14 protein-coding genes are annotated in these 11,719 nt (G+C 58.8%); all 14 read left to right on the plus strand.

The window, feature by feature from the left end:
* Window positions 1-4 precede the first annotated feature (4 nt).
* Window positions 5-679: a riboflavin synthase gene (gene ribE, locus PA598K_RS04785; RefSeq protein ID WP_128655830.1), complete on the plus strand. Its 675-nt coding sequence runs from the start codon at window positions 5-7 to the stop codon at window positions 677-679.
* 50 nt (window positions 680-729) lie between these two features.
* A complete protein-coding gene (locus tag PA598K_RS04790; RefSeq protein WP_128655831.1) occupies window positions 730-1,992 on the plus strand; it encodes a bifunctional 3,4-dihydroxy-2-butanone-4-phosphate synthase/GTP cyclohydrolase II in 1,263 nt (420 codons plus the stop codon).
* A gap of 12 nt (window positions 1,993-2,004) precedes the next feature.
* Entirely contained in the window at window positions 2,005-2,475 is a 471-nt protein-coding gene (gene ribH / locus PA598K_RS04795) for a 6,7-dimethyl-8-ribityllumazine synthase (RefSeq protein WP_128655960.1), read from the plus strand.
* 22 nt (window positions 2,476-2,497) lie between these two features.
* Window positions 2,498-3,277 carry a segregation and condensation protein A gene (locus PA598K_RS04800; protein WP_128655832.1) on the plus strand — a complete coding sequence of 260 codons (780 nt, stop codon included), beginning with the start codon at window positions 2,498-2,500 and terminating at the stop codon, window positions 3,275-3,277.
* A complete protein-coding gene (scpB, locus tag PA598K_RS04805) occupies window positions 3,246-3,878 on the plus strand; it encodes an SMC-Scp complex subunit ScpB (RefSeq protein ID WP_128655833.1) in 633 nt (210 codons plus the stop codon). Before PA598K_RS04800 ends, scpB begins: the two co-directional genes overlap by 32 nt.
* A gap of 61 nt (window positions 3,879-3,939) precedes the next feature.
* Window positions 3,940-4,635 carry a DUF2953 domain-containing protein gene (locus PA598K_RS04810; RefSeq protein ID WP_185601568.1) on the plus strand — a complete coding sequence of 232 codons (696 nt, stop codon included), beginning with the start codon at window positions 3,940-3,942 and terminating at the stop codon, window positions 4,633-4,635.
* Entirely contained in the window at window positions 4,608-5,120 is a 513-nt protein-coding gene (gene ytfJ, locus PA598K_RS04815) for a GerW family sporulation protein (RefSeq protein WP_128655835.1), read from the plus strand. The genes PA598K_RS04810 and ytfJ overlap by 28 nt, the downstream gene beginning before the upstream one ends.
* A gap of 194 nt (window positions 5,121-5,314) precedes the next feature.
* Complete coding sequence (locus tag PA598K_RS04820; protein WP_128655961.1) at window positions 5,315-6,496, plus strand: D-alanyl-D-alanine carboxypeptidase family protein; 1,182 nt, start codon at window positions 5,315-5,317, stop codon at window positions 6,494-6,496.
* Complete coding sequence (locus PA598K_RS04825) at window positions 6,490-7,161, plus strand: nucleoside recognition domain-containing protein (RefSeq protein ID WP_128655836.1); 672 nt, start codon at window positions 6,490-6,492, stop codon at window positions 7,159-7,161. Before PA598K_RS04820 ends, PA598K_RS04825 begins: the two co-directional genes overlap by 7 nt.
* A gap of 27 nt (window positions 7,162-7,188) precedes the next feature.
* Window positions 7,189-7,722 carry a spore maturation protein gene (locus PA598K_RS04830; RefSeq protein WP_128655837.1) on the plus strand — a complete coding sequence of 178 codons (534 nt, stop codon included), beginning with the start codon at window positions 7,189-7,191 and terminating at the stop codon, window positions 7,720-7,722.
* Window positions 7,723-7,797: 75 nt separating this feature from the next.
* Entirely contained in the window at window positions 7,798-8,541 is a 744-nt protein-coding gene (locus PA598K_RS04835; protein WP_128655838.1) for a pseudouridine synthase, read from the plus strand.
* A 78-nt stretch (window positions 8,542-8,619) separates the two neighbouring features.
* A complete protein-coding gene (locus PA598K_RS04840) occupies window positions 8,620-9,153 on the plus strand; it encodes a redoxin domain-containing protein (RefSeq protein WP_128655839.1) in 534 nt (177 codons plus the stop codon).
* Between the two features lie 16 nt (window positions 9,154-9,169).
* Window positions 9,170-10,825: a cytochrome c biogenesis protein ResB gene (resB, locus tag PA598K_RS04845; protein ID WP_128655840.1), complete on the plus strand. Its 1,656-nt coding sequence runs from the start codon at window positions 9,170-9,172 to the stop codon at window positions 10,823-10,825.
* Window positions 10,822-11,719: cytochrome c biogenesis protein CcsA (gene ccsA / locus PA598K_RS04850; RefSeq protein WP_260405268.1), on the plus strand; the 898-nt coding region annotated here is incomplete at its 3' end. The genes resB and ccsA, both read left to right, overlap by 4 nt.

An 11,719-nucleotide genomic window follows, 5' to 3' on the forward strand; every position in this document is an offset into this window, starting at 1 on the left:
TCGCATGTTCACTGGATTGATCGAGGAGATCGGCCGGCTCAAGCAGACCGGTCGGCAAGGCGAGGCGATGCTGCTCACGATCGAGGCCAAGACGGTCATGTCCGATGTCCAGCTCGGCGACAGCATCGCCGTCAACGGCGTCTGTCTGACAGTCGTCGCCTATGACAAGACGAGCTTCACGGTCGATGTGACGCCGCAGACGTATCGCCACTCCAATCTGAGCGCGATGCGCAGCGGGCATCCCATTAACCTCGAGCGCGCGATGCTGGCCGGCGGCCGCTTCGGCGGACATATCGTCCAGGGCCATGTCGATACGACTGGCGTGATCGCCGAGCGGCGGCAGGAGGCCAACGCCGTCATTTATCGCATCCTGCCGGCTGACCGCGAGACGATGCGGTATATTGTGCCCCAAGGCTCGATCACGCTCGACGGGATCAGCTTGACGATAGCGACGGCCGACGAGGAGTCGGCGACTGTGTCGATCATCCCGCATACGTTGCAGCAGACGGCCTTGCAGTACAAGGGGCCGGGGGACACGGTCAACATCGAAACGGACGTCCTCGGCAAGTATGTCGATCATCTGCTGAAGTATGGCAGTCGGTCGGCGACAGGCTCGGGAGCGGGCGGTCAGCGCGGCGGCATGTCCGCTTCGTTTTTGGCCGATCACGGGTTTATGTAGGACGCCAGTTGCAGATGGCAATGAATACGAGAACGAAGGAGCGATAGGCGATGAAGGACGCGATTTCATTTGACGCGATAGAAGACGCCATCTATGATCTCATCATGGGCAAGTCGGTCATCGTCGTAGACGATGAAGACCGCGAAAACGAAGGGGATCTAATCGCGCTGGCGGACAAGGCGACGCCCGAGCTGATCAACTTCATGATCAAGGAAGCGCGCGGCCTCGTCTGCGTGCCGATCACCCCGGAGCGGGCAGAGGAGCTTGAGCTGTCGCCGATGGTATCGCATAATACGGATTATCACGGCACGGCGTTCACCGTCTCGGTCGACCATATCTCGACCTCGACCGGCATCTCGGCGCCGGAGCGCGCGGAGACAGTGCGGCGGCTGATCGATCCCGAGGCCCGGGCGGCCGACTTCCGGCGGCCGGGTCATATCTTCCCGTTGATCGCCAAGAAGGGCGGCGTGCTGCGCCGCGCCGGCCATACCGAGGCGGCGATCGACCTGGCGCGGATGTGCGGCGCAAGCCCGGCTGCGGTCATCTGCGAGATTATCAAGGAGGACGGCACGATGGCCCGTCTGCCGGATCTGGTCGAGTTCCGCAGCAAGCATGGCTTGAAGCTGATTACGATCCAGGATCTGATCCATTACCGCAACGAGAAGGAAAAGCTCGTCGAGCGGATCGTCGAGGTGAAGATGCCGACCGACTTTGGCGTCTTCCGCGCGGTAGCCTACACCAACGAGGTGGACGGCAAGGAGCATGTGGCGCTCGTCAAAGGCGAGATCGATCCCGAACAGCCGGCGCTTGTGCGGGTTCACTCCGAATGCCTCACCGGCGACGTGTTCCACTCGCATCGTTGCGATTGCGGACCGCAGCTGGCGGCAGCGCTGCAGCAGATCGACAAGGCGGGTCGAGGCGTCCTGCTCTACATGCGCCAGGAGGGACGCGGCATCGGTCTGGTCAACAAATTAAAGGCTTATGCGCTCCAGGAGCAGGGATTCGACACGGTGGACGCGAATATTAAACTTGGCTTTGCTCCAGATCTGCGCGACTATGGGATCGGGGCTCAGATCCTTAAGGATCTTGGCGTCCGTAAAATGCGGCTGCTGACCAACAACCCGCGCAAAATCAAGGGCCTCGAGGGCTACGGCATCGAGGTCGTGGAGCGGGTGCCGCTGCAGATGGCCGAGAATGAAGATAATACGAATTATTTGCATACGAAGCAAGCGAAGCTGGGCCATATGCTCCGCTTCGAGGAAGCCGGCCCGCTGGCGGCAATCAATCAAGAGATCGAACAAAAGGAAGGATGATCGAACATGTCTATATCTCGCATCTATGAAGGTCAACTCGTCTCTCAAGGCTTGAAATACGGAATCGTCGTCGGTCGGTTCAACGAATTCATCACCTCTCGTCTGCTGAGTGGCGCGCTGGACGCGCTGAAGCGCCACGGCGCGACCGAGGAGGAGATCGAGATCGCTTGGGTACCGGGCGCATTCGAGATTCCGCTGATCGCCCAGAAGATGGCCGAGAGCGGCAAGTACGACGCCGTCATTACGCTCGGCACGGTCATCCGCGGATCGACGCCGCATTTTGACTATGTGTGCAACGAGACGGCCAAGGGCGTCGCTGCTATCGCCCTGAAGACGGGTGTGCCGACGATCTTCGGCGTGCTGACGACTGACTCGATCGAGCAGGCAGTAGAGCGAGCAGGTACCAAAGCGGGCAACAAAGGCTGGGAAGCCGCCGCATCCGCCATCGAGATGGCCAATCTGACCAAGGCGCTGCAAGGCTGAGCGGCAGCGGGAGGACAACAACGTGACGATGCTCTATAAGCTGGAGACCTTCGAGGGCCCGCTCGATCTGCTCCTCCATCTCATCGACAAGGCCGAGATCGACATCCACGAGGTGTCGCTGAGCGAGATCGCCGATCAATACATGGCATATCTCGAAGCGATGCAGGAGCTGGAACTGGATGTGACCAGCGAATTTCTCGTGATGGCTGCGACGCTGCTGTCGATCAAGAGCAGACAGCTGCTGCCCAAGCCGCCGATCATCGATGAGGTGTTCGACGAGTGGATGGACGATGGGCTGGACCCGCACGACGAACTCATCCAGAAGCTGGTAGAGTATCGGAAGTACAAACAGATCGCCGAGGAGCTGCGCCATAAGGAATATGAGCGCAGCCTCGTCTTTACCAGGGAGCCGGAGGACCTGACGCCCTACTTGCCCGAGGTGATCGAGAACCCGGTCAAGGGTTTGGCAGTGTCCGATCTGATCGCGGCCTTTCAGAAGGCGCTGAAGCGGGCGGCCAGGCGGTCGCTCGTGGCGACGGTGCGGCGGGATGAGATTTCGGTCAAGGACAGGATCGTCGATATTGTCGATCTGCTCCGGGAGAACAAGATGGTCCGCTTCTCCAAGCTTATCCGTCAAGATCTGGATCGGCACGAGATTGTGGTGACATTTTTGGCGATTTTGGAGCTAATGAAGCTGAAGCAGATTCATTGCTTCCAGCATCAGCTGTTTGACGATATTGTGATTCATTGGAGAGGGGAAGCGGCAGAGGGTGGACTTTCCGACATTGAAGTCGATTATTGAGGGCTTGCTCTTCATGGTCGGCGATGAAGGCATCACGACCAAGCAGATCGCTGAGGTGACCGGACTCGATAGCAAGGCGGTGGCAGATGCGCTCTCGGAGCTGAGCCGCGAGATGACTAGCGCCAAGCGAGGCATACGGGTCGCAGAGGTCGCTGGCGCCTACCGGCTGACGACCAACCCAGATCACGCCATCTACTTCGAGCGGCTGGCGCACTCGCCCAGCCGGGCGAGCCTGTCGCAGGCGGCGCTCGAGACGCTGTCGATCGTCGCCTATCGGCAGCCGATCACGCGCGTCGAGATCGAGGAGATCCGCGGCGTCAAGACCGATCGCGCCCTGCACACGCTGGTCGGCAAGGACCTGATCGAGGAGGTGGGACGAGCGGAGGCGATCGGACGACCGATTCTATATGGCACGACCCGGGCGTTCCTCGATTACTTCGGCCTGGCGGATCTCGAGGCGCTGCCGGACCCTTCGACGTTCCAGGACGACGATATGCTCGAGGGTCAGACGCAGGCGCTTTTCGAGAAGCTGGACGAACGACAGCTCACCTTGGACGAGTACGCGGCATTGGATGCCGAGCCAGACGACAACAACGTATGAGACATGCCAGATTAGCCCATACTACATCTATCCAGTTTTAGGAAACGGGGTGAGCCGCCGGATGCGAGCATTCCCGGGCGGATGGATGGGGTGGTTGCTGATCGCGGCAGGTCTCTTTTTTTTGGCCTTCCTCGTCTTATGCGCCAGCCATATTGTTTTGATCAGCCGACTGACCCGCCAAGGCAAGGATGATCAATTCTCGGTCCATATTCATGCGTTGTTCGGCTTGATCAACTATGCCTGGGAGGTGCCGATCATGAAGATGGGCGCCGGCACCGTCAACGTCAAGACCGAGACGAGACAGCAGATGAGCGCACAACCTGACTCGGAGAGCAAGTCGCGCGTCGGCATTCGGACGATCAGGCAGCAGATCGAGGATTTCCGCATGTTGACGCGATATACGGACCGATTCTATAACTGGGTCGGTCAGACGCTGCGCCGCGTGAAGCTCGAGGAGTGGCACTGGCAGACGCGAGTAGGCGTTGGCGACGCAGTCTGGACGGCGATGGCTTGCGGCGCTGCCTGGGCCGTGCAAGGCACGGTGCTTGGCATATGCTCGCAGCTGTTCTCTTTGCGCGCCGAGCCGCGGATGGCGGTGGCTCCGGTGTACAGTCACGAGCATTTCTCCACGGAATGGTCCTGTATAGCAAAAATCCGGTTCGGTTATGCTATAGTTGCCGGACTGCAATTGCTGGTTCGTATACGAAGGGTGAAAGGAGGCTTCACCACATGGCAGAACATCCTATCCAAGGGTTAATGCAGACTGCAATGGAAAATATCAAGGAAATGGTCGATGTGGACACGATTGTCGGCAGCCCCGTGCAAACGCCGGATGGCAGCGTTATTATGCCGATCTCCAAGGTCGGCTTTGGCTTCGTGGCGGGCGGAAGCGATATCGGCTATGGCAATTATAAGCCGAACGGCTCGGGCACAAGCTCGCATGAGGGACAACACGGAGGGCAGAACACTTCGCAGCATACGGGCATCGGCCAGCCGTTTGGCGGCGGCAGCGGCGGTGGCGTATCGATCACGCCGATCGCCTTCCTGGTCGTCGGTACGCATGGCGTGAAGGTCGTACCGCTCGACAATCAGACGCATCTGATGGAGCGAATCATCGATTCGACGCCTCGGGTGATCGACAAGCTGCAGTCGATGTTCCGCTCCGAGCGTCACGATGACGATCGGATTGACGACCTCGACGATCTGGTCCATCTGAGCGAGGACAAGGGCCACCTGATCTAATGCCGCACGCCGCCGTCCACCGCGGACGGGGGCAGCGATGAAGCCGCGCCGCAGCTCCTATCGGAGCTGCGGTTTTGAGGTTGTGCCGGGCAATCCGGACATATCCGGCAGGCCCGTACATATAATGTACAAGACTATGGCAGCTCGTAGCGGCTGTCTTGAAGGAAAGCGAGGGTTCTCAAACCATGCGATCTATGCTGAAGCGAATGCTGCTGCTCTTCGTCACCGTAAGCGCCGCTTGGCCGGTGCTGCCGAACCTCCAACCCGCCTATGGGGCGCCTCGGTCGATCTCGACGAATGCTCATGCGGCGGCGGTCATCGATGTGCAATCCGGGCGCATCCTCTATTCGCAGATGGGCGACGAGCCGAACAAGATTGCTTCGCTGACCAAGATCATGACCGCGATCGTGGCGATCGAGAATGGCAATCTCGCGGATAACGTCAAGGCGGGCAAAGCGGCGGTAGGCAAGGAGGGCTCCTCCATCTACCTGCAGCTGGGCGAGGAGATGAGCCTGCATCATCTGCTCTATGGGCTGATGCTTCGCTCGGGCAACGACGCCGCGACGGCGATCGCCGAGCATGTCGGCGGGTCCGAGGAGGGCTTTGTCCATCTGATGAACGAAAAAGCGGCCTGGCTTGGCCTCGAGAATAGTCACTTCATGAACCCGCATGGTCTCGATCACCCGGAGCATTACGCCTCGGCCAACGATATGGCCAGGTTGACGGCCTATGCGCTACGCAACCCCGTCTTCCAGGAGATTGTCAAGACTCGGATCAAAAAGGTGCCGAACCCGCATGATCCATGGGACTATACCTGGGCCAACAAAAACAAGATGCTGGCGATGTACGAGGGCGCCGACGGCGTCAAAACCGGCTATACGAAGCAGGCGCGCCGCTGTCTCGTCTCCTCTGCGACGCGCGGCGGCCAGCAGATCGCCGTCGTCACGCTCAACGACGGCGACGACTGGGCCGACCACCGTAGTCTGCTCGACTGGGCATTCGAGAACTTTCCGCTAGCTGAGCTTTCCCGGAGCGGCCAAAAGATAGCGGATACGACGTACGAAGCGTCGGGGATGCTGCGCTATCCGCTTGCCGACGATGAGCCGTCCCAGGTACGGCGCAAGCTGGTCGTCACCGACCCGGCTTCGGTGGACTATGCGCTTGGCGAGCGCGGGCGGCTGGAGTTCTACCTGGGCGAGGAGAGGATCGGCGCGGTGCCGCTGAAGGACGCGCCCCCGGCGGCGCCGTCCAGTGCGACGCCGCAGGCGCGAGCGGCGATGGCAGGCGCGGCGAGCACAGGTGCGTCGGAAACGTTCCTGCTGGCGCTGACGCGTGTCGTGCAAGGGCTGCTAGGGGCGGGGGTCGTCCGATGGTGAACTGGATCTGGCTGCTGCTCATGACGATTAGCGTTGTCTTCGCCGCCTTTACAGGCAGACTGGAGGCTGTCACCGAGGCGGCCTTCGAGGGCGCCAAGTCCGGGGTCACGGTGAGCTTCGGCTTGATCAGCGTGCTCGTGTTCTGGATGGGGATGATGCGGATCGGCGAGGATGCCGGTCTGCTGCGCAAGCTGGCGACACTGCTCAGCCCGGCGGTCCGCTTCCTATTCCCCGACGTGCCCAAGGGCCACCCGGCGCTTGGTTACATCATGACGAATATGAGCGCCAATATCCTCGGCCTCGGCAATGCGGCGACACCGATGGGGATCAAAGCGATGCAGGAGCTGCAAAAGCTCAACCCGGACAAGGAGACGGCGACGCCGGCGATGTGTACACTGCTGGCGCTCAACACCTCCAGCATTACGCTGGTGCCGACGACGCTAATCGCGATCCGCATGAACTATGGCTCGGCGCACCCGGCAGAGATTGTGGGGACGACGTTGATCGCTACGGCGATCGCCACGGCTGCAGCGATCCTCGCAGACCGCTACTTCCGCCGGCGCGCGCTGCGACCGCCGCATACGACGCACCGCGGATCGAGACGGATGGCGTCCCGCGCCGCTGGCGGCGCCGGGGAGACGCATGATCGGGAAGCGGCTTCCTGAGGATGGACGGACGGGGAGGGAAGACCGATGTATGATCTGGTGACGGCATTATCGATATGGCTCATTCCTGCACTTATTGTTTTTATTCCGCTCTATGCCGCCTTTCGCAAGATCCCCGTGTACGAGTCGTTCGTCGACGGGGCGAAGGGCGGTTTTGATACCGCGATCGCGATCATTCCGCATCTTGTAGGGATGATGGTAGCGATCAACATGTTCCGCGCCTCGGGGGCGATGGAGCTGATGGTTCAGGGACTGCAGCCGCTGATGGCCGCGATCGGCATCCCAAGCGAGGTGCTGCCGCTCGGCATGCTCCGCCCGCTCACCGGCGCAGGCTCCCTGGCATATACGACGCATTTGATCGAGAACTATGGGCCCGACTCCATAATTGGCCGGATCGCCTCGACGATCCAGGGAAGTACGGACACCACTCTCTATGTGCTGACGGTCTATTTCGGCGCGATCGGCATCCGGCGGTCGCGGTACGCGCTTAAGGTCGGGCTGTTTTCCGATCTCGTCGGATTTGTGGCAGCCGTTTTCATTTGTTTGTATATTTTCGGCTGACAGGAAGCGTCGCGAGCCCTTGCTGCGCTTGTGCTTTGGCCAAGCTGTGGTATGATGGGACTAGAGGTGAAAGATTTGGAAAGACTACAGAAAATATTGGCGCAAGCGGGAGTCGCATCCCGACGAAAATGCGAGGAGTTGATCCTCACCGGCGCGGTGCAGGTCAATGGTGAGACCGTTACAACGCTCGGCGTCAAAGCCGATCCGGCAGAGGACACGATTACGGTAAATGGCAAGTCGATCAAAAGCGAAAGCAAGCTGTACCTTATGCTGAACAAACCTAAAGGCGTCATTACGAGCGCCTCCGATCCGAAAGGGCGCAAGGTGGTCGGCGATTACTTGCCGGACATCAAGGAGCGCGTCTATCCGGTCGGGCGGCTCGATTACGATACGGAAGGTCTGTTGTTGCTGACCAATGACGGCGAATTCGCCAATCTGCTGACCCATCCCAAGCATCATGTCCCGAAGACGTATCTGGCGACGGTCAAGGGTATCCCACACGGCACGCAGCTCGAGAAACTGGCCAAGGGCATCAAGCTCGACGACGGCATGACCGCGCCCGCCCAAGTGGAGTATCAGGATGTCGACGAGGAGAAGAAGCAGGCTGTGATTACGATCACGATCCACGAGGGACGCAACCGCCAGGTGCGGCGGATGTTCGAAGCAATCGGCCATCCGGTGCTTCGCCTGAAGCGGGTTCGATTTGGCGAGCTGGGCTTGCTTAACCTGCAGCGTGGCAAGTTCAGACATTTGTCACCAAAGGAAGTGCAGGACCTGCTGGCACTGGCCCGCAAGTCACATAATGTTCATAAAAAGTGAACTGGGCCCCGGTTTTTAAAGTGTCGTTATTCGCTATAATGGAACTAGCATGTATAGCAGCCTAGGTGGTGTTTAGCGATGAAATCCGCACGTAAAAAGATTCAAATTGTTGTTCTTCTAGGCGTCTTGCTAATCGGAGGTTATGCGATTGGCAAGACGCTGTTTGCAGATGGTAATCCAATACCGGTAGCGGGCGACCGCGCGCCCGAGTTTACCCTGCTGGGTGCGGACGGCAATGTCCACCAGCTGTCCGATTACAAGGGCAAGGCGGTGGTCGTCAATTTTTGGGGCACCTTCTGTCCGCCGTGCGTCAAGGAAATGCCCGAGTTTCAGAAGCAGTATGAGAAGTGGCAAGACAGCAATCTGGAGATTCTCGCGATCAATCTGAGCGAGACCGACCTGGTCGTCTCCAGCTTCCTACGCCAGTTTGATCTGGAGTATCCGATCCTCCGAGACCAGAAGCGTGCGACAGAACGGATGTACGGTCTGCGCTCCTACCCGACGACCTTCTTCGTCAAGCCCGACGGCCGCATCCTTGAGGTGTTCGTCGGCGGCATGACAGAGGAGCAGATCGACGAGCGGATCGAGCGGCTGCTGAGGACAACGGCATAAGGAGGAGGCTTCCCCATTGATTCACAACACGAAATGCGAATGCGGTCACCAAAATCATATCGGTACGGTGCTCTGCGAGGCGTGCGGCAAGCCGCTTCGAGAGGACATGCAGTCCCAAGAGCCGCTCGAGATGAGATACGATGGCGTCGCGAGGCGCTCGCAGAAGAGCAATCCGAATATTATCGACCGAGTGTGGAATTTTTTCTCGTCCGTCAAGATTGCCGTCTATCTGATCATCATCACGTTGCTCGGCTCGATCCTCGGCACGCTGCTGCCGCAGGAGAATACGTTCATTCGGGGCAATCCGGCCGAATATTACGGACCGAACCATGGCTGGTTCGGCGAGCTGTATTACCAACTTGGCTTTTCCCGCACATATGAATCATGGTGGTTCATCACGCTACTTGTCATGATCGGCACCTCGCTCGTCATCTGCAGTCTCGATCGCGTGCTACCGCTCTACCGCGCGCTCAGCAAGCAGCAGATCCGCAAGCATCTCAGTTTCATTACGAGACAGAAGGTCGTCTTCACCCGGGAGCTTGATGTCCCGGGTGAAGATTTTGCCCGCGATATGGAAGCGCAACTGAAGAAACGGCATTTCCGCGTGCATCGCGAGGGCGATGCGCTGCTCGCCGAGAAAAATCGCTTCAGCCGGTGGGGACCGTATATTAACCATATCGGTCTGATCATCTTCCTGCTGGCCGTCCTGGCGCGCAGCATTCCCGGCTGGTACATGGATGAATATGTAACGGTGCCTGAGGGAGAAGCGGTGGCGATCGAGAATACGAATTACTATATCAAAAACGAAAAGTTCACCGTCGATTATTACACAGACGAGGAGCTGCCCGACCATCTGCAAGGCCAATTGCGAGCCAAGCTCTACAAAACGCAAGCGGTATTGTACGAATGCACGGCCAACTGCAACGACCTGGTCAAGGAGCCGGTGCTCGAGGAGGTCAAGCAACACGATATTATTGTCAACAGTCCGTTGTCTTACAAGGGGCTGCATGCATACCAGTTTGACTTTGACGATACGCCGAAGCTTGCTGCCGTCCAGCCGTCACTCATCAACAAAGAGACCGGCGAGAACTACGGGTCCTTCGAGCTGCGGATGATCAATCCCGAGCTGAACTACAAGGTCGGACCGTATGAGCTGGAGCTCCGTTCGCAATACATGGAGTTTGCGATCGGCGATGACGGCAATCCGACCTCTCTGTCTCGCGATCCCAATGCGCCGGCATTTTTCTTCATCATCAAAGGTCCGGGGTTGTCCGAGAAGGGCGAGACGTACTTGTACTTCCCTCGACAGGTGGACAAGCAGCGGTTCAGCCAGGACCAGATCAACCGTCACATCTCCGACCGTCTGGAGCTGTCGGTAGGCTCGATGGAGGGTGTAACCTTCGCAGGCGCTACGAGCTTCCTCAACATCCGGGTAGACACGGCGATGCCTTACGTTTGGGTAGGCGCGGCGATCTCGATGATCGGTCTCATTATGGGCTTCTACTGGAATCATCGCCGGATCTGGCTGCGTGTCGATAACGGCAAGCTGTCGCTCGGCGCTCATACGAACAAGAATTGGTACGGCATGCGAAGTGATGTCGCCTCGGCCCTCAAGAAGATGGGCATCGAGATCGATCCAAAGTCACTGGATAACGGAGGGAAAAATTCGTGAATTGGGTAGAGTTTAGCAGTGATGCGTTTATCGCCGCGTTTTTTCTATATTGCTTTGGCTTTATGTTCTATGTCATTGCCGTCGCCGGCAAAAAGTGGAGCAACCGCGATCCCGAGCGGCATGTGAAGCGCTGGGCTAGAATTGCCTATATCGTCTCGGCGCTTGGCTTGCTGGCGCATCTGACTTTCTTCTTCACCCGCTGGATCGGCTCCGGGCAGATCCCGACGAGCAACATGTACGAGTTCATGACGTTCCTCGGCATGGCGATCATGATCGCCTTCATCATCGTCAACGCGATCTATCGCAAGCCGGTGCTGGGCATGTTCTCCTTGCCGCTCGTGGTGCTGATCGTCGCCTATGCATCTGTATTCCCGCAAGAGGTGCAGCCGCTCGTGCCAGCGCTTAACTCGATCTGGCTGAAGATCCACGTGACGACAGCCGCGCTTGGCGAGGCGTTTTTCGCCGTTGCCTTCGCTTCCGGTCTGATGTACTTGCTGCGCGTCGTCGATTTCAAAGGCACGAGCAAGAAGGCGCGCCGTGCGCAGCGCTGGGTTGAATTTACGCTGTACGTCATTGTTGTCATTATTGCCTTTATCGCGACGGTTTTTGTATTCCGCGGCATGGGCTATCAAGCCTCCTTTACGCAGGAGCTGGTCAATATCGACAGCCGCGGCGTCGAGACGACCACCGTCCAGGAGGTCGACTACGGGATGCCGCCGATCTTCAAGCCTTACAACAGCGAGGTCGTAGAGATGGAGTCGTTCCTTGGACTGTCCAAGCCGCTCTTCGAGACGCCGAGCTGGATGGAGGGCGTCAACGCCGGCCGCAAACTCAATACGATCGTCTGGTCGATCCTGGTCGGCTCGCTGCTGTACGGCCTGCTGCGGCTCGTGC

This window comes from Paenibacillus sp. 598K, from assembly GCF_003851045.1.
Taxonomy (GTDB): domain Bacteria; phylum Bacillota; class Bacilli; order Paenibacillales; family Paenibacillaceae; genus Paenibacillus_D.